The organism is Rhizobium sp. FG96, assembly GCF_057808655.1.
In genome coordinates, this window is record NZ_JBMDIL010000012.1 from 1 (window position 1) to 22,051 (window position 22,051).

Consider the following 22,051-nt stretch of genomic DNA (forward strand, 5'->3'; position numbering starts at 1 on the left):
CCCCCCCCCCCCCCCCCCGCCGAACGTCAATTGATGATCTGGACAACTTTTCGCGAAGATGGTTCGACGATGACCCGTTCGTCGTTAACGATCGCGTAGGAATAGGTCGGATTGTCCGGCACGGGCGTGACGACGACTGTTTCAGGAAGCGGCTGACCTACCACGACCTTCTCCTTTACGACGACCCGCGTGGTCGGAGCCGGAGCTTCCTGGACATAGGTCACCACCTTCTGCGGCGGCGGATCGATGACCGTGCCGACCACGGCGCCTGCAACGCCACCCACGGCTGCGCCGACCGGGCCGCCGACGATCGCGCCGGTGACCGCTCCGCCAGCGGCTCCATTGACGGTCGACGACTGAGCGAATGCTGTGCCTGACAGGAGCGCTGCGGACAGGGTGGCGGCTATCGAGATTTTCGTGAGCATTTTTACCTCTCCTTGGACGCGGTCTGATCTGACCGCTGCCGAAGAACGAGCGAGGCGATTAGCTGTTCCCTACCCCCGACCTTGGTCCGAGATGAAGCCACTCGAATGCACCGCCGGACCAAAAAGTCGCCAGCTGAAGACTGGATCCTACTGGTTTAACAGCAGGGGCTACGGTCCCTGATCAGGTTGAAGCTGCTTGGGCTTTGGCCGAACAACATATCTCTGGAGTTTCCGCACGCGCTTAGGGGCATCCGAGGTCGCCCCTGTCGCGGTCATCGGCTTTAACGACCGAGCTGTCCGAAGCATGGCATCGTGCCTGTCAATCGCAATCGCACTCTTTTCGGGTTCGGGCGCATGCGGTGTCTAAACGACATTAAAAGATCTGCAGCTTCGAGGCAGCACCCTCTATGGGTGTATCTGTCAGGACAAACGTGCGGCGGAACGCCCACCCCCGCGGCTGGTGTGGCGGCGTCACTGCCGCACCGCTTCACAGCCCAGACAATTCACACTGGCCAGACCACCGCGCGGCCGTTCAATCCAACGCCAGATTTGGCTCTGCAACTCAAGCCGTTTGCCGGAAATCTTCCGGCTGCAGGCGAACGCCCCTGCAGATCAGGCCCCAAGTCGGGCAATGCGATGTGGTGTGACTGAACGGGCTGGCTGGCTCGTCGGGATCCGGATCGCGGACGGGTTCGTCTGCGGGAACACAATCAGGATCCTGCGGAGGTCTGTCGATCGGTGATGGCGATTGTGGCGGGACGATAGGTTCGTTTGGAACAGACATGTTTGCTCTCCTCACGCGCCGAACGCAGCGCATGGTCCCAAGTTCCGGCGCACGGTGAAATCAGAAGGACTAGTCGTAATCAGCGTTGCTGCAGCACAAGATGTCGAGCTCGCCCAGCGGCCAGGGAATTAGGCTCGGTTTTATGCACGAGTTTCCGTTATCCGTCCTCCGCCTCAGGCATCCTTTGCTGGGCGGATCGCAGCGTGAGCCCTCTTCTCGCATCAGCTAGCGTCCAGCCGCGCGCCCTTACCGACGCTTCGCTCAGATATCCGACAATCTTCTCGCCTCAGACGAAATATTAAGGTCATTGCGCTCACCGTGAGCTAAGCCGGCAGAACACTAGCAAGTTTCTCGTCCGACAGTGCGTGTCGAGGTTCGGACGACAACCCGGTGAGCCTCATATACCGACCCGGTCTTTCCAATTTTGAAACTGCGACAAACCTGAACCACGTTGAAATTCTATCTTATACGAGCCCCCTGGACCTGATCCAAAAGCTGAGCCACGATTTCGTGACGGTGGCCTGATCGGTTTACCGCGCACCGGCTCGGACCGGTATAAGATTCAAACCCTTCCTATCGTATCGGCTGATAATACGAACGAGATGGGCATCATCTTGCAGGAGTAGGTCGCAGGTATGACGTCCAGGCCGACGTTGATCCAGCAGTGCCTGATCATTTTCCCCCCGGCGCTCAACAGCTTCCCTTGGCCGAAGCAGCCCGGGCGTTTTGATGTGCAATTAGTTTTTAGTTCTACTCCGCATCTTAGGCCGGTGGCGCTTGGGAACTGGAAGCACTCGTGCGGGTTTAAACAAAACTAGGAGGAAATTATGATCCGCACCGATAGCAATGCCACGGAACTACCGGACCAAGTTCAGGCGCAACCTTCTATAACCGACCCTGTATCTTCAACGGCGGAGGTCCGTCGGCAAAAGCGGCGGCAAGAAGTTCCCGTCTCTGTCACAGACATTGCAAATCCGGCACCCGACGGTAGTGATACGAACTTCATCAGCGATGGAAACGAAGGATAGGCGGTCCTGAGTGGCGTGCTCAAAGGCAGGTTTCACGACGGTCCGAAGGGCCGTTGTCGAAATGTCGCATCCTGCGCACTGGCGTACAGCTGGCCGCCGCGATTGTAACCTCTATTTATTGCCTGTGTCCATTCAACGCCCTTCTGTTAGCGGGCCGGCGCTCAGACCAGGCCCCGGATGCCTCCAACATGACCGTCATTGCGGCAAACGCCGGCGATCGTGATGCGAACCATGCCAAACACTTACAGTTGGATAGGGCTGGCGCCAGGCAGTCAGCGTAAAAGCGCTCGTTGACCAGGTAAAGCGTGCAAAGCAACTGGGTTGTCGCATATATTTCTGCCTACGGAGGCGATCCCTCCGATTGGCCATCAGTGGGCACTCTTCGTTTCAACAGAAATGAAGGCCAGACCGGGATCTGGCCCTGTTAACGGGAGGCCTCTATCACTTTTCTCTCTACGGCAATGTTTTCACAGGAGATTGCGCTACTCACGACGAAGTGCACAGCTTTACACCGCTCGCCAATATCGCAGGAGTTGCCGTCCGTGCTTGTCGGACACAATGAAACGGCCGTCTCATCCTCAAATGAGTGGGTTCGCAACCCATCTTCGCAGCCAAGCGGGGGCTGGCGTCATCTCGCATTACGTTCAAAACCATATGAGCTCGGCGCGCAATCTTGGCATTGGCGAGTCCGGGCTGGAAAGCTTCTGATGCATGTCATAGCAGTCGGGGCATGAGAACCAATGGCTTTCGCTCGAACCGCGAAGGAAGACACGTTGCGCTGTCAGTGTAAGATCGCGTCCTTCATTGCAAACCAGAAGGACCATCCATTGCCATCATAACGGCCCGCGGGAGAGCCGCAGACGAGCTCGATGGCTGCCCTCGCGTCCTCGTCGTCGACGACGTGATCAATCAGGAGGTTGATAACCCGCGATTTCGGCATTTCGTCCTGAATGATGACGAGAGTGGGCGTGCTGAGGCCGAACTTGATGATTTGGGTTTCCATTCTAAAACGCTAGCAGGAAGGCGTTACGGTTTGCTTGCACTCTACCGAGACCGCTGCGGCCAGTTTCCCGGGCCGACGTGGACGACAAATTGATAGGACGCCGCCCGTCATCCCCTGCCGTGTCGACTGTCCCAGGAATGTTCCTTATCGACACTCGCAACCCGGGAACGAGACGATTCAAGAGCCTGTCGTTTTGGCATCCCGTCGTCGAAAAATCATCGGAGATGCTTACGTGAGCTATTCTTAAATTGTCGAAACCTGCCAATGCTTTCGATGGATCAGATCAACCAATTCATTCGCATCCGAAATCCCGAATTCGAACCAGTCTACAAGTTCCTCAGCTTTTGCTCGCGCTTCGCTACCTCCCGACGCTGCCGGATTTGCAGCACACCACTGATCGAGGATCGTCACCAATATCTTACTGTCTTCGATACCGACCGTTTTCCTGGAGAGAGCATCCATATGCAATACCTCTATGCTGGGCCTTCGTAAGCGTAACGCCTGTCGGCGTATAAGCAACTACCCAATTCAGGCATTCGCAGCCGTGACCAGTCGGGAGAGGAACATTCGCGGTTACCGCCCGTTCACCATGCGCCAACTGGAACCGAACGCTATGTCCCGATACCTGCACACCGACACTTCTCTGGGAACCAGCCCCTCCCCGAAGACGGATTGGAAAAGTATCCAATTCTCCAAGGGCTTCCGGCTCGCTTTTTGGACAATCGTCACGTTATTTGTCGTCCTCTTGGTCGGAGCTGTCATGCTCGTTGTTGCGATGTCGTGAATGATGGCATTGGGCTTAGAACCGAGGTGATGCCATGGAGCCTGTTAGAGGACCTATCAAGGTTCTGATCGTCGAGGACGACCTTGAGATGGCTATGACCATCGAGGAGGCGGCGATGGCAGGAGGTTACGAGGTTTGCGGACATGCCCGAAATGCCATTGAGGCGGCTCGACTGGCGGAACATGTCGATGTCGCGATAGTCGACATTCATCTTGATGAGGAAGACGGAACGGCGATCGGCAAAATGCTCTCAGAGCGCTGGAATGTCACGGTGCTATTCGCGACGGCGTCACCAGAAATCGTTTCGAAGGGATTTCCCGGTGCAGTCGGTGTGGTGGCAAAACCGCTCTCTGGTGCAGAGGTCGTGGCCGCGCTCGATTACGCTGCCGCCAGACGGAGCGGAGAGAGCCTAGTGCCGCCCCCTTCTCTCGTCGGGTTCGCGTGACGGCGCCGCTATCCGGCCAGAGCAGAGCCAGGAGTTCGTCGCCGGGCCGATCAAACCTCTCACTCTGCCGAATGTACGGAAATTGCCACCCGCCGGTTCTTTTGTCTGCCCCTAAATTTTCCATGCGGGCGCCCCAACCCCGGGCGAAATGTTGTAGATAGTCCTTGGCCGCTGTCGCGCGCCTCGTGGAAAGCTTTAAAGTTAGCTTTCGCTTCCCTTTGCTGTCGGTGAAATCCGTTACCGACAAAGCGGGCCGCCGTTGAACGCTCCCGAACGTCGTTCGACATCGCCTGAGGCGCCTTGCGTTGCTACCGCCGCTTTTACAGGGCTTCCGGTTTGGGCCGAGAGCCATCTCCATCGCCGGACAGGGGGAGTTGAACTCAATCCTCGGGGAGTTGAGCCGATGACGAGCAGACAGCGGACTGATCATTGCCCGGCACATCCATGATGGGCTAAGCCGAAACGGACAGCAAAGTGCCCTAAGTTGGCTGCCGGCGGCGAAAGCATGCCCATGCCTTTTAGGCCGCACCTGGCTAAAGTGGCGTCTCCCGAGCCTGCGAGCACGAGGAATAAATGGCAAATCAGCTAAATCGAAGTCTGTGCAAGGCAGTCCGCGGCGACGGCGAGAAGCTCATTGAGTACCTTATACGAATGGCGATGCAGGCGGCAAAAAGTAAGCAGCCTCGACAATAAGAGTATTGATCGAAATGACTCGCTCATCCACCCCTTCTGCATGGCTCAGATTGGCCGCCTGAGGTGAAAAGCGAGCGAGTCAGCATGCACCCTACCACGCCATGAAACATTGCCACCGCATCTTGATGCAGCCGGCTTCCTAAGGGCGGCCGATGTGGCAGCGCTAAGCGCGGCAATGTCAGGCGTGAAAGCTATAACAGCGATCATTAACTTGATCTCTCAATACTCTCATGGATCCCAAACAACCAACTGACCGAGCCTCGGCGGCCACAGCCCCAAATCATCTCGCACCGCAATGGGCAGCGCGTCACGCTGTTTTATAAGGAGGGCGTTATGGATTGCAGCTTCAAGGGGTTCCGTTTGGCCGCGGGAAGTATGACCCATAGGAACCACTTCACCAACTATCCTTTCAACGTCGCCCCAGACGACGATGAGATGCCCCGGATAAGCTTGTGCTGTTTGACTGTCCACACGGTAAAATCGTTGCATCTTTCCCTGCCTCAGCGTCATGGACGCCGCTGATTAGTCGTTGCGCGCATGAGCGTAAGAGCCTGAAAATCCGACAAGCCAGCGTTGACGTTCTGACCTTGCGAGCTGCCGTGACTTACCATGCTGCGCATCCTGAGTTAGGAAAACGCAACGCTCATTAACCTAACCTGCATCCAACGGCGTTGTTCCGATGTTGATTGGGACGCCTAAAGCGCGGCCTCGATCCGCGCCGCTGTCGGCTGGCATAGAAAGGTCGACCCAGCTCGCTTAACTGACGTCCGAAAACGGAGATCACTCCGGGCAGTGCACGAGGATCAGCCGGTCAAGAGACCGCTGCGGCCACCGATCGGCTGAGTAAACGCCTTGCGATGCGCAAGCGTCGGCTTTTTCCAAACGAACATTTTGGCGACGACGATGAGGCAGAGCCGTGGTGTCTCGAGCGCGGGCATTAACGAACACTTAGCACTACTCTTTGCACCTTTCCTGAAACTCGCCCTAAAAAGGGACGGCAAATCTGGGCGCTTGCAGAGACTTCGCGAGCCCGCCGGATTTCCTTCGAGACCGAGGATGCAGACAGTCTCGGTCGGATCAACATCTCGAAAGCTCGCACTGCGTAGTCGTCGTCATAGTGCTGCCACAGAATTCGGTCCAATCGATGAAAAACGTTCGGTGGCTCTACATGAAATCGATGGTCGTCTTTGCCTTGTGCAGCGCGCTCTTCGCGGGAAACGCCAATGCGCAGTTTTACCCCCCTCAGCAGGATTACGGAGATTATGACGGGTATGGCTACGACGACCCGTACAGTCCGTATCCGCCGCCTCCCTACGATGAGAACGACCAGCGCTATCTTGAACCCGGGTATCGGGAACCGCGCTATCGGGCGCCAGAGCTGGAGCGTCAACGGCCGTCGATCAATATCGGCCGCGGCACCATCGAAATCTCAACACGCCGCAGAACGCTGACTTACACGACGTCGCAGGGACAGCAATTCGTCTACCCGATCGCCGTCGGACGGGAGGGAAAACAGTGGTTTGGAACGACGCGGGTGGTCGCCAAGCGCGAACATCCGGAATGGCGACCGACCGCAAGCATGCGGGAAAAAAACCCGCGGCTGCCCGCGGTCGTCGCCCCTGGCCCCCAAAACCCGCTGGGAACGCGCGCGATCTACCTTGCCGATGGTCTGTTGCGCATTCACGGGACCAACGATCCGTCCTCGATCGGCACAAAGGCTTCAAGTGGCTGCTTTCGGATGTACCGGCAGGACGTGGAGGAGCTGTACGAGCTGGTCCAGACCGGAACAAAGATCATTGTGCGATAGCGTCCTGCCCCTCACCATCCGCCCACTTCATAGTAACTGACCCTCGCCGGTCAAAAAGGCTGTGCAGCAGCACCGTTTGAAACGGTGACCCTCGCTTTTCTTGCACATTACAAACTCCAGCCAAATGGCTGCCGGGGCCCTTCACAGCATCCCCATCGCAGGAACCCTTGCCGCCGCCACCGCTAGAGCTTTTGCCGCCCGGGACGCTATGACGACCTGGACCGGCTCCCCCACCCGGCGCCCGGGCCATTTGCTTTTGCGCCTGCCCCAGACGCGCCGTCCGAACCAACTGGTACTGGTGCATTCTTTCCTGGACCGGCTGCTTTGTCCTAGCCGTCTGGCCCAAGGAGACGTTATCGCCGACTGGCGTCGCTCCGTCGGCGCGCCTTGGCCGGCCATTCCTCGCGTTCATTCGGGATCACCCGGATCTCTTCTTAACAAATGCTAAACGCTTTCACTTCAATTTGAACCACCTCGAACTGCGGGGTGAACGATGTCGATCTGGAAAGATAAGTCAGGTAATTTCGCGGTTATGACCGCAATCGTCGCCGTGCCACTGATTGGGGCCGCTGGGATGGCGACTGACTTCTCCATGGCCCTGTCACGAAAGGCCGATTTGCAAGCTGCAGCGGATGCCGCCGTCCTCGCTGCGGCATCAATGCCGTCGACGTCGGTCGACAACATGAAAATAGAAGCAACCCGTGTTTTCATTGCCAATCTGAGCGGCGATCTAGCCAAGTCTGCCAGTGTCGACGATCTCCAGGTCTCGGCGTCCAACTACATTACCCTGAACGCCAGGACCCGTGTTCCGCTGACGATCGGTCAGATCCTGTTCCAAGACAACCTCGAGGTCGCCGTTTCTGCGCAATCAGTGCGCTCCGGCTATCAGAAGATCGAGGTTTCGATGGTGCTCGACAATACCGGATCGATGTCTGGTCAAAAGCTGACAGATCTGAAGGCGGCAGCGAACTCCTTGCTTAAGGTTTTCGAGACGGCATCGAATGTGAATGCTCGCTTCTCGCTGGTGCCGTTCTCACGATACGTTAACGTCGGGACAGAAAACCGGGGGCAGCCTTGGCTTAGTGTACCTAATGATACGTCTGAGGTCAGAAATACCTGCACTACCTCGAAAAAACTCCTGTCCAAGTCGGGCTGCAAAATGGTTCCGACCACCACTACGAATGACGGCGTGACCACGACGGGGCAGAAGGAGCAATGCGACAGCTATACATATGACGAGCCCGTCACCACCTGCTCCGATAAAACTTTCAACTATACCTGGAACGGCTGCGTCGGTTCGCGGCCAAGTCCGCTCGACGTCAACGACGTTCAACCGGCGACCAAATATACTGGGCTGCAGAATACCACCTGCGGGTCGGTCGTCATGCCGCTGACCAACAACTATACTTCGTTACGCATGGCGATATCTAAGATGGCTGCTAAGGACGAGACCTATATTCCTGCGGGCATCCTGTGGGGTTGGAACACCCTGTCTTCGCAAATGCCCATGGAGGAAGCTCTTCCAAAGGGTAATGGCCTCAGCAAATTCATTGTCTTAATGACCGATGGCGCCAACACTTTGTCTCCTAACAAGTCGAACTACCTTCAGCACACAGGGACCGACGCCGCAAAGGCCAATGCGTTGATGTCCAGCGTCTGCACAAATGCGAAGGCGGCCGGCATCACGATCTTTACGGTGGCCGTCGGCGTCACGGGCCCGACAGCCGCTGGCCTCGCGTCTTGCGCCTCCGACAGTTCGAAAGCCTATGCGATGGAAGATTCCGCCAAGCTGGTGGACGTGTTCAAGACAATCGCCGGGCAGATCATCACGCCGCGGCTAACAATGTAGTGCGCCGCAGATCACGCGGCCTCGCAGCAATCTTGTCGGGCCAGGCCATTAAGCGTTCAACGGCTTCATCCGGGATGCCGTGGCATCCGTGAACGTTTGGGTGTCCAGCGGTTGAGTAGAGCGACCGATGCTTTAGCAATTGGATCACCAGAGTTCGATGACAGGAGCCGCCGCTGTCATTTCCGGCCGCATGAGGGCGAGAAGGAACGTAACGGAATAGTGCGCATCGCCATGGCCTTGCATGGCTCACCAAAGGCCGGCGCGCCAACCGTTGCGACACGTTTTGGACATTTTGAAAGCCACTGCAGGAACGAACTATCCTGGTCCGCATTTGTCGTAGCAGCTCTCGGCATGGGTTGCTGCGAAAATGCGAGAGGTTTGATGGCTGGCCATGTTATAGAAGTTTGGAGATATCCGGTATCGAGCTTGGGCGGCGAGAAGCTCACCTCGGGCGAAATGTGCCTCTCGGGCATAGCCGGGGACAGGACGCATCTGCTCGTTGACCTCGATAACGGTCAAGTCGCCTCTCCCGAAAGCGACCTTCGTTGGCGCAAGGCTTTGCTGATGGCAGCACGCATTGAAGGTACATCAGTGGTTGTCTCAGTTGGAAAGCACGAGGCCAGTCATGGAAGCGAACTCGATAGACTGGTAAGCGAGCACATGGGCTTCCGGTGCGGCATACGAGCTGCCGGAACCATGGTGTCTCTCACCAATGGGTCGACGGTCTGCCTCAAACCAAGGTACGACGTCACCCCGCTTCACCTCATAACGACATCATCCCTACGCGCTTTATCGCTCGAACTTGGTAAAAGCTTTGTCGACACACGCCGCTTCCGGCCCAATCTGGTGATCAGCACTGAAAGCAATGACCAGGGCTGGGTAGGGCAATCGTTCCACGTCGGCGTTGGGGGCGGCGGGCTGGTGAAGGAGGTTGCCAAGCGTTGCGGCATGACCATGATCGCCCAACAAGGAATTGACGAGGATGCCGAGGTGCTTCGTACCATCGTCAGAAAGCGGCATCGAGCATTCGGCGTCTATGCAACCGTATCCTCGGTGGGCGTCGTCGGTGTAGGCGATCGATTTAGCCTTTCAGTCGAAACCGGGAATGGCAGTAACTGACTAACTTTCCCGAGCGCGCTCCTGATCGATTCAGAAACGATCTCGCCCATATCGCTTGCAGATGTTATGCCCTGGACGAATGGCAGCTTGTGCAACAGGAAAGGCACCGATACGCAGTAGAGCTGGTTTGTCAAGTTCGCTTCGAACTTCGGCCGGAAGCTTTCATCGACGTCGATCCCCCCTGTGGGCCTGAGATCGCACCCGTCGCCACCCAGGCTATTGGTCGGTGTCTGAGCCTGCCGGATGACGTCCTGGCGTCGGAGGCTCTCGAACGGAATGTCCTTTGCGGAGAGAGGATGTTGCCCGGTGGCGTCAATGAAGGCCGCGAAACGGATGGGCGAGGAAGCAGCGATAGTCAGCTCGACTCCCGGCTGACCGTCGGTCTTTTCGATCGTGTAATCAGAACCCGTTGCCATCACCTCTAGCTTCCCGGCATTGTGCAACGCCAAGAGCCGCTCAATGGATTCATGTGGAACCGTCGCATAATCGTCGACGAAGACCGTTTTGAAATATTTATGGAAGCGTCCCAGGTCGCCGTTGCTGAAGTGCGGCACGGCTCGTGCAATGACCTCATGCATGCGCAGGATAGCGTAGCGCCAAGGAACCGTGTTGCGCTCGATCTTATCCCGTTTGGCCTGTGCGAGAACACGGCCGGCCCATACGAACTGGTCGCTGGCTGTCCGTTCGCGGAAGTATCGATCGGAAATATCTTCTACCGTCGCAAGGGCCAGTCCAATGCGTGCAGCAAAATCAGGATCCGCACGGGCAAGCTCCTGCTTGAAGAGATCGAACACAGCGTCCAGAAGCCTGTCCGGTTCATCGTGTACTGCCTGCTCGACCGCCATCGGTGTACATATAGCCAATGGCTCGTAAGGGATAGGGCAGTAGAAATCGGCCTCAGGAAGCAGTCCCTTCCTCGACATCATCGTGATGTGCAAGTCCTCGCGACCTTGCAAAGGCTGGTACAGCAGCGCCCCCATATCGTCCCGTAGGAACACCCCGTGCGCCGTCGCCACCGAAACCACGGCGTCAATGCCACTGAGGGACGTTCCAAGAACGCCGACCTTGACGGCCTTGATCCGCTTGATAGCAGCTGCGGGCCATGGAGAGGCAAAATAGCCCGGAGATGTTTCCGTATCCTGCGGCCAGTCATGACCTGTTGCCATCACAACATGATCGAAGCTCAACCGGCAAGGCGAATTCTCGCTGCTTGTTGCCGTGACTGTTAGATCATGCGCATTCAATGCGATGTCGGCGATCCGGCAGCTTCCCCGGACGTCAATCGTGTGACCCGCCGCATGGCCACGCCTGACCAGCTCCCAAAACTGCGCAGCAAAGTAGTCACCAAGAACGATGCGGGGATAGAACTCGCGCTCGCCGATCGCGTCGCGTGCTATGCCGAGATTCTGTAGCTCCTCGTTGGACCGCGATCTGAGCCAGCCTACGAGGCTGTCAATGATCGGCGGAATCTCGATGCTCGCTATATTCGCCAACATAGCCTTGTCGTTGACGGCTGGATGGTAAGGAGTGCCTTTACCGGGGTCCGGACTTTCCTCGAAGACGGTGATCGAAAGTCCAGCCGGGTGCGAGATGAGCCCCTTGAGAGTATAGATCCCCGTCGGTCCCGAGCCGATGATCGCGATCCTTGCCATGCTGTTCCCGTAGCTGCTTGAAGGAGGAGCCGGACGGCCCGGCCCCATGGGTTTGTTTCACGTCAAGCGTTGCAGGTCGTCAGTCCTCGACGGACCATGCGCTGCGAACATCAGCTTCGCTCTTGGAGAGGTGCACATGCTCATCGACATGATCCACCCATTCCAAGGAAACGAAATGATGTTTTCCATCGTCGGAGTCGGTCTTGGTAAGCTTGATGCGGCTGTCGCCGTCCATGTGGTCGACCGTGCCGACATGCGCTCCGTCCTGAGAGATGACTTCCATGTGCTCGGTAATCTGTTCTGCTCGTATCATCATTTGCTCCTTTGCTGGCGGCGAGGAACGTGTAGATGATGATGATGTTCCATTGTCATCAATGCGAGGGTTCACATGAGAATGGGAATATGACGGTCTCCAAATACGCTGCCTCGTCATAGGCCCGCGCGAGGTTTTCTGTATTCCTGAACTGCAGCGACCGATAAGGGAAGATCCACCGGATCGGCTTCGAGGGAGCCTCATCGGTACTGAATTTGAAATATTGGCGCCGTGCGGGGTGCCGCCGACAGCGGGGCGCTTGACAGGCGAACGTTTCGGCTGACGCCAGATCCCACGCAGGCGCGATAGCCACCCGCGTGATCCTGGCTGCGCAGCATCGCAGCCGAGACAATGCCCGCAGGCCGGAACCCATGGAGGCCGTCCAAGTTCTACTTTCATGTAAATGGTCAGATGGGGCGTGATGCGTAGAGCGATCTCATTTCTTGTCGCCTTGTTTTTGATGGTTGACGCAGTATGGATGCTATGGTGGTTGACCGGTGCTCTCAGCGTCTGGACCATTCCGATAGTCGCTATTCCGACCGTTTTCCTATTGCTAGCCGGTATCGCCTTGGCTTGGGAAAACATTTGCAGCTGGCGGGGACGGCGGGGACCGGAGAAGCGTTAGTTCGGTTGCCGCGAGGTCTCATCGAAGGTCTGAGTGGCAATACCCTACGGCAATCATCCCGCCGGCGTACCGAACAGGTCCTTGAACTGACGAGGCTGGCTGCGAAGATATTGTTCGGGCGCATCAACGGTTTCCCCGAAATGCGCGGCAGCGTGCCACGGCCAGCGCGGATCGTAGAGGATCGCTCTCGCGATCGCAATGAGATCAGCATCCCCCGTTGTCAATATGGCTTCCGCCTGTTCGAAGTCAGTAATGAGACCGACAGCGATCACAGGTATCTTGACTGCGTGTTTGACGGTGCGCGCGAAAGGTACCTGGTAGCTTGGACCGATTGAAATCTGCTGGTGAGCCGAGAGCCCGCCGGTCGAAACATGGATTGCCGAGCACCCTCTCCCCTCCAGCGCCTCGGCGAAAACGACGGTCTGAGCGTTGTCCCACCCCCCCTGTGCCCAGTCGGTCGCCGACACGCGCATCGTCACAGGCTTGTCGGAAGGGAAAGCCTCTCTGACCACATCGAAAACTTCCAGGGGAAACCGCATGCGGTTCTCAAGCGAGCCGCCGTACTCGTCGGTGCGTTTGTTTGACAGTGGTGACAGGAACTGATGCAGCAGATAGCCATGTGCGCCATGGATCTGCACAGCGTCGATCCCGAGAGCGGCAGCACGTCTTGCGGCGTCTGCAAAAGCACCTCGCACCCGCTTAAGTCCGTCTCTATCGAGTTGTTGAGGCGGATCGTATTCAGGCTTGAACGCAACAGCGCTAGGAGCGGCGGTCTTCCAGCCGTTCTTTTCGCCTGGGCTCAGCTGATGGCCACCAAGCCATGGCTTCTCAGTCGAGGCCTTGCGGCCAGCATGGCCGAGTTGGATCGCAACAGGCATGTTGGACCACCGTCTGACACTGGTCAGCACACGATCCATCGCGGCCTGACAGCCATCGGAATATAGGCCGACGTCACCGTAGGTTATCCGACCCTCTGGTAAGACTGCTGTCGCCTCGATCGTAAGAATGCCCGCGCCCGAGAGTGCGAGATGGCCAAGGTGAATGTGATGCCAGTCAGTCATTTCGCCGTCGGCAGCCGAGTACTGGCACATAGGCGCGATGACGATGCGGTTTCGCATGTTGAGCGACCCGATACGGATAGGCGAGAACAGTCTTGTCTTTGACATGTGGGCTCCTCTACGACGCACAGCTATGACGCTGGTGACAGCCGCTTGCAAGTGTATCTCATACGCAACACGCCTGACACCGTGCCATTTGAAAGGAGATCAAGAAGGGTTTTCGTCGCGGCACGTCAGGCGCGATCATCATGATTTAAAACGACACCAGAGCACCGGATGAGACAGCGTCGAGCGCCTGGCCGCCATCAAACGTTTACCCACCGGCAATACTGCTGCCTGTGATTTTTTCGATTCGAAGCACAGCGCCGTCGTTGGAAGGAACCGCTCTCAGTTGCCGAAAGTCGTCGACCGCCTCGTGTTCGCTTGCCAGGGGAGGATTATGAACGGCGCTGATCAACAGGATGTTGCCCCCAGCAGCTTCGCCAGCGTTCAGACCCGGCATCGTATCCTCAAAGATCAGGCAATCTCTTGCATTGACACCCAGCTTCTCGGCGCCGAGAAGATAGGCTTCGGGATCGGGCTTCCCATGCACGACTTCCTCAGCCGTTACGAGAAACTCAGGTACAGGAAGTTGTGCAGCCTCCAGTCGACGCAGCACAAGCTTCTTCGAAGACGATGTCACCAGTGCCCACCGTCGCGCCGGCAGACTGTTTAAGAATGTCTGAGCGCCGGGAATGGCAACCACGTCCTCGATGTCATCAGCTTCCTCGGCTTCAATTGCCGCGGCTTCCCGTTCGGGATCTACCCCCGGCAGGTTCAATCGCCGGATCGTATCAACCGACCTCGATCCGTGCATTTTCGCAAGAAGCTCATGTGGATCTAATCCGTGACGAACGGCCCACCTGCCCCAAACCCGATCAGTTGAAGCTGCTGAGTTGATGATCGTGCCGTCCATATCGAAAAGGAAGCCGGCAAATGGCTTTGTGAAAACAGAGATCATGAATAGCTCTTCCCGCAGTTCGTGTTTCGGACTCGCGGCAGCCAACCGCGTGAAACACGTGTGGTACCGCCTTCTACAGTCAAGGATGTGACCTGACCTTTTCTGACATCCAGCCATCCACTGGTGAGATCTCACGCGCACGGCCGCTCTATCAACGGCGGCCTATTTCTGGGGCATCGCGATGATCGCACTGATCACGTTTTTGAGGGGCCTCCCGTCAATGGTTCGTGAAGATTATGGACCTGGACGCGAGGTCCACGCGGTGCTTCGGCAGCTTTGTTATCTACGATAACCGCAGACGACGGACGCGTGTCGTCCCCTCAATCAGTTCACCCGATATCTAGACCCGGGAGCATTGATGCGCTCTCGCTTCCGACCCGAGGGGTGAGCTCGTCAGAGCATTATCGGATTGTTTGGACCGGACTGGTTGCAGCGTGACCCATTCTAAAAAGAACGCATCATCGACATATCAGCCCCTTGCGAAGACGCTGCTTGCGCTACTGACCAATTCAACGTGCTGGAAAGCATAATCGCCAGCCGCCGCTCCATCCGCTCTCAGGATTGCCTGGACGATAAGATCGTGCTCTTGAAATGATCTTGCCAAACGGTCAGGCAGGCGGAACTGGGCGCTGCGAAAAGGTGCAAGTCTGGCACGAGTTGCAGTCGCTAGCTCGAAGATATGATCGTTGCGCGCTCCGCGATAGAGGCGGGTGTGGAATTCGGCGTTATGCGCGGCGTATTCATCCACGTTAAACTGATGCACCAACACCTTTGAACCCTCGTGTTGGCGCTCGAGCAATCTGCGCTCGTCAACGCTCATACGCTCGGCACAAAGCCGGGCGCATATTCGCTCGAGCTCAGCCATCGCCTCGAACATCGAATGAAGATAGTGCCCGGAAACATTTGCAACAACTGCGCTGCGGTTGGGCTCGCGGGCAACCAGCCCCATCGCCCCGAGTTCGCGCAAAGCCTCGCGCACCGGTGTGCGGGAGACGGCAAAGCGGTCGGCTAGCGAGCCCTCATCGAGCTTTTCGCCCGGTAGCAGTTCTCCCGTCACAATCAGATCGGCAACTGCCCTCACCATCTGTTCGACGGTGTTACCGGCTCTAATGACCTCTCTTTTTCGTATCCGCGGCAACGCCCTGCCTTCTCTCAGCAATCTGCATACAGATGATACAGATTTACGAGATAGTCAAATATCTAGATAATTCAGGGATTTAAAAACTCGTCCACGAATCGAAGTTCGAAAGACGTTACGCAGAAGGCGTAATTTTCACCATGGAACCTGTTTTGATTATAAAATCATCATTTTATGGAACGAAAGTGCATACACTTTTATCAGGTGCGGCTGAATGTCGATTTTCAACTCCTCTTTTCAATGACTTAGGAACTGGCACGGCCATTGCATACACTTTTTCGTAACCCTTTTTATCGGCCCAGCCGTCAAGGAGCCTGCAATGACCGACCTCCTTCCCATGAACCGCCGCAAATTTCTGACTGCTACTGCTGCCGGCGCCTTCGCCGCAACCGTTACCGGCCTCACCGCGTCACGCTCGCTCGCCCAGAATGCTCTGACCATTGGTTTCATCTATGTCGGCCCAAAGGATGACTACGGCTACAACCAGGCGCATGCCGAGGGTGCCGCCGTCGTCAAGGCGATCCCCGGCGTCACCGTCGTCGAAGAAGAAAACGTCCCCGAGACCGTAGACGTTCAGAAGACCATGGAATCGATGATCAACCTCGACGGCGCAACGCTGCTCTTCCCGACCTCCTTCGGCTATTTCGATCCGCACATGCTGGCCATGGCCGCCAAATATCCGGATATCCAGTTCCGCCATTGCGGCGGCCTCTGGCAGGAGGGCAAGCATCCGAAGAATACCGGCTCCTATTTCGGCTATATCGGCCAGGGCCAGTATCTGAACGGTATCGCCGCCGGCCATACGACGAAGAGCAAGAAGATCGGCTTCGTCGCAGCCAAACCAATCCCGCAGGTCATCCAGAACATCAATTCCTTCCTGCTCGGCGCCCGCAGCGTCGATCCGACTATCACCTGCCAAGTGATCTTCACCGGCGAGTGGTCGCTGGCGGTCAAGGAAGCGGAAGCGACCAACGCGCTGATCGATCAGGGCGCCGACGTCATCACCTGCCATGTCGATAGCCCGAAGGTCGTCGTCGAGACGGCGGCTGGCCGCAATGCCTTCGTCTGCGGCTATCACGCCAACCAGAGCCCGCTGGCTCCTGAAAAATACCTGACCGGCGCCGAATGGGCCTGGGGCAACGTCTACACCGACTTCGTCAAGAAGGCCCAGGCCGGCGAAAAGCTCGCCAACTTCGTCCGCGGCGGCCTGAAGGACGGCTTCGTCAAGATGAGCCCGCTCGGACCGGCAGTGCCGGAGGCAGGCCGCAAGGCGTTCGAAGCGACGCATGCGGAAATCATGAAGGGCGGCTTCTCGGTCTTCAAGGGCCCGATGAAAGACAACAAGGGCAACGAGGTGATCGCCGGCGGCAAGAGCTTCGCCGAGGACGCGATCGAGCTCGAGAGCATGGATTATCTGGTCGAGGGCGTCGTCGGATCCACCGCCTGATGGATTGAAGGGAGAAGTGCCATGACGGTCGAGACCCACGATCCCGCAATGACAGCCGCTCCTGCCAAGCCCGCCTCGCTGCGCCCGGCCATCGAATGGCTGGCGCGGCGCACCGAGCCCGTCGCCATCGGGCTCGTGGCCATCCTGATCGGGCTCGCGCTCTTCTCCCTCTTCATCCTCATCATCGGCAAGTCGCCGGCGATGCTCTTCCAGCTGATGTATACCGGCGGTTTCGGCAGCTGGTTTTCGATCCAGAACTGCCTGAGCCGAGCTTCCCCTCTGCTGCTGACGGCACTCTGCGTAGCACTTCCCGCCCGTCTCGGCCTCGTCATCATCGGCGGCGAAGGCGCTGTCGTGCTCGGAGGGGTCGCAGCGGCGGCGATCGCTCTGCCACTCGTCGGCTTTGCGCCGGTCTGGCCGACGCTGATCCTGATGGGCCTGGCGGCAATGGTTGCAGGCGGCTTGTGGATCGGCCTTGCCGGCTTCCTGCGCCACTATCGCGGCGTCAACGAGACGATCTCCTCGCTGCTGCTCGCCTATATCGCCATTGCCCTGATGAACCAGTTCGTCGAGGGACCGCTGCGCGATCCGGCCAGTCTCAACAAGCCATCCACCGCGCCGTTACCGGCCGAATACATGCTCGGCAAGATCCCCGGCATGGACGTCCATTGGGGTCTGGCGATCGGCATCGCCGCCTGCATCCTCTCCTGGTTGCTGATCGAGGCGACCAGCTACGGCTTTGCCGCGCGCATCGCCGGCGGCAACGTCCGCGCCGCCCAGATCCAGGGCCTGCCGGTCGGCAGGCTGATCACCGGCTTCACCGCGATCGCCGGGAGTTTTGCCGGACTGGCGGGCATGATCGAGGTGGCGGCCGTCCAGGGCGGCGCCAATGCTTCGCTTGCGGCCGGCTACGGCTATACAGGCATCCTCGTCGCCTTCCTTGCGCGGCATAATCCGCTGGCCATCATCCCCGTTGCCATCCTGCTCGGCGGCATCGATGCCTCGGGCGGTCTGATCCAGCGGCGCATGGGCCTGCCGGACGCCACGGTTCTCGTCCTCCAGGGCACGCTCTTCATCGTCATCCTGTTCTGCGAGACCTTCTACGGCCGCTTCAAGATCTTCAATCCGGACCTCTGGAAAAGGAACCAGTGATGGAAAGTTCAGGCATCGGCATCTGGGGTGTTCCGCTTGCAATCCTGGCCGGCGCGATCCGCGTCTCCACCCCCTTCATCTTCGTCAGTCTCGGCGAGACGATCACCGAACGCTCCGGCCGCATCAATCTCGGCCTCGAAGGCACGCTCGTCTTCGGCGCCATGACCGCCTATGCCATCGCCGTCATGACCGGTTCTCCCTGGCTCGGCGTACTCGCCGCGATGGGGTCGGGCGCGATCTTCGGCTTGGTGCACGGCTGGATCTGTAAATGGCCGAAGGTCAACGATATCGCCATCGGCATCGCCATGATGCAGTTCGGGCTTGGCCTCGCCTTCTTCCTCGGCAAGCCGTTCATCCAGCCGGTTGCCCCGCGCCTGCCGGCCATCCCGCTTGGCTTCTGGTCGGCGAGCCCGCAGATACAGGCCGCCCTGAACATCAATGTGCTGTTTGTCATCGGCGCCGCGTTGGCATTCCTGCTCTGGTGGGCGTTCCGGAACATGCGCGTCGGACTGATCCTGCGGGTCGTCGGCGACAGTACCGATGCGGCGCGTGCCATGGGCATCAATCCGGACCGCGTCCGTCTGCTCGCCACGGCCACCGGCGGCTCGCTGGCAGCGATCGGCGGCGCCTATCTGTCGCTCTACTATCCCGGCTCCTGGAACGAGGGGATCTCCTCCGGACAGGGCCTGATGGCCGTCGCGCTCGTCATCTTCGCGCGCTGGAACCCGATCGGCTGCTTCTTTGCGGCACTGCTCTTCGGCGGCGCCGGTGCGCTTGGTCCGGCATTGCAGTCGGTCGGCGTCACGCAGGGCTATTACCTCTTCTACGCCGCCCCCTACGTGCTGACGCTCGCCATCTTGATCGCCACCTCGTCGCCCAACCGCTCGCTGACGGGCGCGCCGGGCGCCCTGTCACTGACGAAATGAACCAGAAAGGAGCCCAGCCATGAACGGCCTAGGCGGTTTGAACAAATCGGAGCACGGTGTCGGCATCGGCCTCGTCCAGCTGCAATTGCCGGTCACCGTCACCAGGGCGGACCTTGCGCGCCAGACGCAGGTGATCGTCTATCTCGTCGGCAAGGCGAGACGCAATCAGCCGGGCATGGATCTCGTGGTCTTCCCCGAATATGCCCTGCACGGCCTGTCGATGGACATCAATCCGGATATCATGTGCAGCCTCGACGGTCCTGAAGTCGCCGCCTTCAAGCAGGCCTGCCGCGACAACGCCATCTGGGGCTGCTTCTCGATCATGGAGCTGAACCCCGGCGGCATGCCCTACAATTCCGGCATCGTCATCGACGATCAGGGCGAGCTCAAGCTCTACTATCGCAAGATGCATCCCTGGGTCCCGATCGAGCCATGGGAGCCCGGCGATCTTGGCATTCCCGTGATCGACGGCCCGAAGGGCGCGAAGCTTGCGCTGATCATCTGCCACGACGGCATGTTCCCGGAAATGGCCCGCGAATGCGCCTACAAGGGCGCCGAGATCATGATCCGCACGGCGGGCTATACCGCGCCGATCCGCGACAGCTGGAAGTTCACCAACCAGTCCAACGCCTTCTGCAATCTCATGGTCACCGCCAGTGTCTGCATGTGCGGCTCCGACGGCACCTTCGATTCCATGGGCGAAGGCATGATCTGCAATTTCGACGGCACGATCATCGCTCACGGCACATCCGGCCGCGTCAACGAGATCATCACCGCCGAGGTCCGTCCCGATCTCGTCCGAGAGGCACGTCTCGGCTGGGGTGTCGAAAACAACATCTACCAGTTCGGCCATCGCGGTTATGTCGCGGTATCGGGTGGCGCCGGTGACGCGCCCTACAGCTACATGCACGACCTGATCGCCGGCCGCTACCGCTTGCCCTGGGAAGACCAGATCAAGGTCACCGACGGCACCTCCTGCGGCTTCGACACGCCGGCACGCCGCTACGGCGAAACCCTCAAACCCGCTGCCGAATAGGACAAGACGATGGACACTCTGGTCGAGACCAAGATGCATTACATCACCGCCGACCCCTATCCCTGGCCGTATAATGGCGCGCTGCGACCCGACAATACCGCTCTCATCATCATCGACATGCAGACCGATTTCTGCGGCAAGGGCGGCTATGTCGATCACATGGGCTACGACCTGTCGCTGGTCCAGGCACCGATCGAGCCGATCAAGGCGGTGCTTACAGCCATGCGTGCCAAGGGCTATCACATCATCCATACCCGCGAGGGCCACCGGCCCGATCTCGCCGACCTGCCGGCCAACAAGCGCTGGCGTTCGCAACGCATCGGCGCCGGCATCGGCGATCCCGGCCCCTGCGGCCGCATTCTCACCCGTGGCGAACCAGGCTGGGACATCATCCCCGAACTGTACCCGGTCGCCGGCGAGACGATCATCGACAAGCCCGGCAAGGGTTCCTTCTGCGCCACCGACCTGGAGCTGATCCTCAACCAGAAGCGTATCGAAAACATCATCCTGACCGGCATCACCACTGATGTCTGCGTCTCGACCACCATGCGCGAAGCCAACGACCGCGGCTTCGAATGCCTGCTGCTCGAAGACTGCTGCGGCGCCACCGATTACGGCAATCATCTCGCCGCCATCAAGATGGTGAAGATGCAGGGCGGCGTGTTCGGCTCGGTCTCCAATTCGAACACTCTGATCGAGGCGCTGCCCTGATGTCCTCAATGCGTGCCCATGTCTATCGCGTTGCGGCAGCCGGCCCCGACGACGTCTCCGGCGTCGAGGCGCTGTTTGCCGCCGGGCTGAGGCCGGAAAGCGTCGTTGCCATCCTCGGCAAGACGGAAGGCAATGGCTGCGTCAACGACTTCACCCGCGGCTTTGCCAGCCGCAGCTTCGAAGCGCTGTTCGCGAGGCATGGCGTCACCGGCGTCTGCCTCGTCATGTCCGGCGGCACGGAGGGCGCGCTGTCGCCGCACTGGACGGTCTTTTCCCGCGAAAAGAGCGAGGCGCCGGCGGGCCGCGCGTTGGCGATCGGCACCGCACGTACGCCGGTCCTTCCCTTCCACCATCTCGGGCGCCGCCAGCAGATCCTGATGGTCGCCAACGGTGTGAAGGCGGCGATGCGCGATGCCGGCATCGATGACCCGAGGGACGTGCATTTCGTCCAGATCAAATGCCCGCTTCTGACGCTGGCCCGCGTTGGCGTCGCCGAGAACGAAGGCGAGGCGGTCGCGACCCGCGACACGCTGAAATCGATGGGCCTGTCGCGCGGTGCCTCCGCCCTCGGTGCCGCCGTCGCCCTCGGCGAGGCCGACCCAGGTTCGATTGCCGACGCCGACATCTGCACGCGCTACGCCATCTTCTCTCGCCGCGCATCCACCTCCGGCGGCGTCGAATTGCTTGACCATGAAATCGTCGTGCTCGGCATGGGCAACGGCTGGTCCGGTCCCTTCGCGATCGACCATGCCGTGATGGAGAATGCGATCGACACATCCTCCGTGCTAAAGGCACGCGATCGTCTGCCCGCCAGTGCCCGTCTCACCGCGGTGCTCGCCAAGGCTGAGCCCGACCCGTCGGGAAAGGTCGGTGGTCTGCGCCACACCATGCTCGACGATTCCGACATATCAGGCACACGCCATGCCCGCGCCTTCGTCGGCGGCGTGCTCGCCGGCGTCTTCGGCATGACCGATCTCTATGTCTCCGGCGGGGCCGAACACCAGGGTCCCTCCGGCGGCGGTCCCGTCGCCATCATCGTTGAAAAGGAGAGTTGAA

20 protein-coding genes are annotated in these 22,051 nt (G+C 58.9%); 11 read left to right on the top strand and 9 right to left on the bottom strand.

Annotated features, from left to right (window positions below; genetic code table 11):
- Positions 1-26: 26 nt before the first annotated feature.
- The gene (locus ACODR6_RS22280; RefSeq protein ID WP_112715989.1) at positions 27-425 is read right to left on the bottom strand and encodes a DUF1236 domain-containing protein; all 399 of its coding nucleotides are present in this window, start codon (positions 423-425) and stop codon (positions 27-29) included.
- A gap of 1,611 nt (positions 426-2,036) precedes the next feature.
- Between ACODR6_RS22280 and ACODR6_RS22285 the strand changes: the two genes are divergently transcribed.
- Positions 2,037-2,237, top strand: a complete 201-nt coding sequence (locus ACODR6_RS22285; protein WP_413708907.1) for a hypothetical protein — start codon at positions 2,037-2,039, stop codon at positions 2,235-2,237.
- A gap of 781 nt (positions 2,238-3,018) precedes the next feature.
- Here ACODR6_RS22285 and ACODR6_RS22290 read toward each other — a convergent pair.
- Complete coding sequence (locus ACODR6_RS22290) at positions 3,019-3,240, bottom strand: hypothetical protein (RefSeq protein ID WP_112715987.1); 222 nt, start codon at positions 3,238-3,240, stop codon at positions 3,019-3,021.
- Positions 3,241-3,483: 243 nt separating this feature from the next.
- On the bottom strand, positions 3,484-3,702 hold the full coding sequence (locus ACODR6_RS22295) for a hypothetical protein (protein ID WP_112715985.1): 219 nt from the start codon (positions 3,700-3,702) through the stop codon (positions 3,484-3,486).
- Between the two features lie 356 nt (positions 3,703-4,058).
- Between ACODR6_RS22295 and ACODR6_RS22300 the strand changes: the two genes are divergently transcribed.
- A complete protein-coding gene (locus ACODR6_RS22300; RefSeq protein WP_112715981.1) occupies positions 4,059-4,469 on the top strand; it encodes a response regulator in 411 nt (136 codons plus the stop codon).
- A gap of 921 nt (positions 4,470-5,390) precedes the next feature.
- Here ACODR6_RS22300 and ACODR6_RS22305 read toward each other — a convergent pair.
- Complete coding sequence (locus ACODR6_RS22305; RefSeq protein ID WP_203431594.1) at positions 5,391-5,651, bottom strand: hypothetical protein; 261 nt, start codon at positions 5,649-5,651, stop codon at positions 5,391-5,393.
- Between the two features lie 679 nt (positions 5,652-6,330).
- Between ACODR6_RS22305 and ACODR6_RS22310 the strand changes: the two genes are divergently transcribed.
- The 3 genes from ACODR6_RS22310 (at position 6,331) to ACODR6_RS22320 (ending at position 9,937) form a co-directional block, all read left to right on the top strand.
- A complete protein-coding gene (locus tag ACODR6_RS22310) occupies positions 6,331-6,969 on the top strand; it encodes a L,D-transpeptidase (RefSeq protein WP_489024568.1) in 639 nt (212 codons plus the stop codon).
- 493 nt (positions 6,970-7,462) lie between these two features.
- Positions 7,463-8,818, top strand: coding sequence for a pilus assembly protein TadG-related protein (locus ACODR6_RS22315; protein WP_112715979.1), 1,356 nt, complete (start codon positions 7,463-7,465; stop codon positions 8,816-8,818).
- Between the two features lie 381 nt (positions 8,819-9,199).
- Positions 9,200-9,937 (top strand): MOSC domain-containing protein, encoded by a 738-nt coding sequence (locus ACODR6_RS22320; protein ID WP_489024570.1) that lies wholly within the window; start codon positions 9,200-9,202, stop codon positions 9,935-9,937.
- Here ACODR6_RS22320 and ACODR6_RS22325 read toward each other — a convergent pair.
- From ACODR6_RS22325 to ACODR6_RS22345, 5 genes are all read right to left on the bottom strand, one after another.
- A complete protein-coding gene (locus ACODR6_RS22325; protein ID WP_130279534.1) occupies positions 9,853-11,589 on the bottom strand; it encodes an FAD/NAD(P)-binding protein in 1,737 nt (578 codons plus the stop codon). The two genes, ACODR6_RS22320 and ACODR6_RS22325, sit on opposite strands and share 85 nt — an antisense overlap.
- Before the next feature lie 79 nt (positions 11,590-11,668).
- Positions 11,669-11,902 carry a DUF2171 domain-containing protein gene (locus ACODR6_RS22330; RefSeq protein WP_112716171.1) on the bottom strand — a complete coding sequence of 78 codons (234 nt, stop codon included), beginning with the start codon at positions 11,900-11,902 and terminating at the stop codon, positions 11,669-11,671.
- 678 nt (positions 11,903-12,580) lie between these two features.
- Positions 12,581-13,693 (bottom strand): NADH:flavin oxidoreductase/NADH oxidase, encoded by a 1,113-nt coding sequence (locus ACODR6_RS22335; protein WP_130279535.1) that lies wholly within the window; start codon positions 13,691-13,693, stop codon positions 12,581-12,583.
- 205 nt (positions 13,694-13,898) lie between these two features.
- A complete protein-coding gene (locus tag ACODR6_RS22340; RefSeq protein WP_112715969.1) occupies positions 13,899-14,585 on the bottom strand; it encodes an HAD-IA family hydrolase in 687 nt (228 codons plus the stop codon).
- Between the two features lie 469 nt (positions 14,586-15,054).
- Positions 15,055-15,669 (bottom strand): GntR family transcriptional regulator, encoded by a 615-nt coding sequence (locus ACODR6_RS22345; protein ID WP_413709012.1) that lies wholly within the window; start codon positions 15,667-15,669, stop codon positions 15,055-15,057.
- A gap of 373 nt (positions 15,670-16,042) precedes the next feature.
- On the opposite strand from ACODR6_RS22345, the gene ACODR6_RS22350 reads away from it, so the two are divergent.
- From ACODR6_RS22350 to atzD, 6 genes are read left to right on the top strand one after another with little or no spacing between them, the layout of a single operon-like run.
- Complete coding sequence (locus ACODR6_RS22350) at positions 16,043-17,170, top strand: BMP family ABC transporter substrate-binding protein (RefSeq protein WP_112715965.1); 1,128 nt, start codon at positions 16,043-16,045, stop codon at positions 17,168-17,170.
- 21 nt (positions 17,171-17,191) lie between these two features.
- Positions 17,192-18,322, top strand: coding sequence for an ABC transporter permease (locus ACODR6_RS22355; protein WP_130279538.1), 1,131 nt, complete (start codon positions 17,192-17,194; stop codon positions 18,320-18,322).
- Positions 18,322-19,248: an ABC transporter permease gene (locus tag ACODR6_RS22360; protein ID WP_112715961.1), complete on the top strand. Its 927-nt coding sequence runs from the start codon at positions 18,322-18,324 to the stop codon at positions 19,246-19,248. Before ACODR6_RS22355 ends, ACODR6_RS22360 begins: the two co-directional genes overlap by 1 nt.
- A gap of 19 nt (positions 19,249-19,267) precedes the next feature.
- Complete coding sequence (locus ACODR6_RS22365) at positions 19,268-20,284, top strand: formamidase (RefSeq protein ID WP_130279539.1); 1,017 nt, start codon at positions 19,268-19,270, stop codon at positions 20,282-20,284.
- A 9-nt stretch (positions 20,285-20,293) separates the two neighbouring features.
- Positions 20,294-20,995, top strand: coding sequence for a biuret amidohydrolase (gene biuH / locus ACODR6_RS22370; protein WP_203431202.1), 702 nt, complete (start codon positions 20,294-20,296; stop codon positions 20,993-20,995).
- Positions 20,995-22,050, top strand: a complete 1,056-nt coding sequence (gene atzD, locus ACODR6_RS22375) for a cyanuric acid amidohydrolase (RefSeq protein ID WP_130279540.1) — start codon at positions 20,995-20,997, stop codon at positions 22,048-22,050. Before biuH ends, atzD begins: the two co-directional genes overlap by 1 nt.
- Position 22,051 lies beyond the last annotated feature (1 nt).

Coding starts and splice junctions, on each gene's coding strand:
- ACODR6_RS22365 (WP_130279539.1), top strand. CDS start 19,268: ATGAACGGCCTAGGCGGTTTGAACAAATCGGAGCACGGTGTCGGCATC.
- ACODR6_RS22315 (WP_112715979.1), top strand. CDS start 7,463: ATGTCGATCTGGAAAGATAAGTCAGGTAATTTCGCGGTTATGACCGCA.
- ACODR6_RS22280 (WP_112715989.1), bottom strand. CDS start 425: ATGCTCACGAAAATCTCGATAGCCGCCACCCTGTCCGCAGCGCTCCTG.
- ACODR6_RS22300 (WP_112715981.1), top strand. CDS start 4,059: ATGGAGCCTGTTAGAGGACCTATCAAGGTTCTGATCGTCGAGGACGAC.
- ACODR6_RS22340 (WP_112715969.1), bottom strand. CDS start 14,585: ATGATCTCTGTTTTCACAAAGCCATTTGCCGGCTTCCTTTTCGATATG.
- ACODR6_RS22285 (WP_413708907.1), top strand. CDS start 2,037: ATGATCCGCACCGATAGCAATGCCACGGAACTACCGGACCAAGTTCAG.
- ACODR6_RS22355 (WP_130279538.1), top strand. CDS start 17,192: ATGACGGTCGAGACCCACGATCCCGCAATGACAGCCGCTCCTGCCAAG.
- ACODR6_RS22345 (WP_413709012.1), bottom strand. CDS start 15,669: ATGGTGAGGGCAGTTGCCGATCTGATTGTGACGGGAGAACTGCTACCG.
- ACODR6_RS22330 (WP_112716171.1), bottom strand. CDS start 11,902: ATGATACGAGCAGAACAGATTACCGAGCACATGGAAGTCATCTCTCAG.
- ACODR6_RS22335 (WP_130279535.1), bottom strand. CDS start 13,693: ATGTCAAAGACAAGACTGTTCTCGCCTATCCGTATCGGGTCGCTCAAC.
- biuH (WP_203431202.1), top strand. CDS start 20,294: ATGGACACTCTGGTCGAGACCAAGATGCATTACATCACCGCCGACCCC.
- ACODR6_RS22325 (WP_130279534.1), bottom strand. CDS start 11,589: ATGGCAAGGATCGCGATCATCGGCTCGGGACCGACGGGGATCTATACT.
- ACODR6_RS22350 (WP_112715965.1), top strand. CDS start 16,043: ATGACCGACCTCCTTCCCATGAACCGCCGCAAATTTCTGACTGCTACT.
- ACODR6_RS22310 (WP_489024568.1), top strand. CDS start 6,331: ATGAAATCGATGGTCGTCTTTGCCTTGTGCAGCGCGCTCTTCGCGGGA.
- ACODR6_RS22305 (WP_203431594.1), bottom strand. CDS start 5,651: ATGCAACGATTTTACCGTGTGGACAGTCAAACAGCACAAGCTTATCCG.
- ACODR6_RS22290 (WP_112715987.1), bottom strand. CDS start 3,240: ATGGAAACCCAAATCATCAAGTTCGGCCTCAGCACGCCCACTCTCGTC.
- ACODR6_RS22295 (WP_112715985.1), bottom strand. CDS start 3,702: ATGGATGCTCTCTCCAGGAAAACGGTCGGTATCGAAGACAGTAAGATA.
- atzD (WP_130279540.1), top strand. CDS start 20,995: ATGTCCTCAATGCGTGCCCATGTCTATCGCGTTGCGGCAGCCGGCCCC.
- ACODR6_RS22360 (WP_112715961.1), top strand. CDS start 18,322: ATGGAAAGTTCAGGCATCGGCATCTGGGGTGTTCCGCTTGCAATCCTG.
- ACODR6_RS22320 (WP_489024570.1), top strand. CDS start 9,200: ATGGCTGGCCATGTTATAGAAGTTTGGAGATATCCGGTATCGAGCTTG.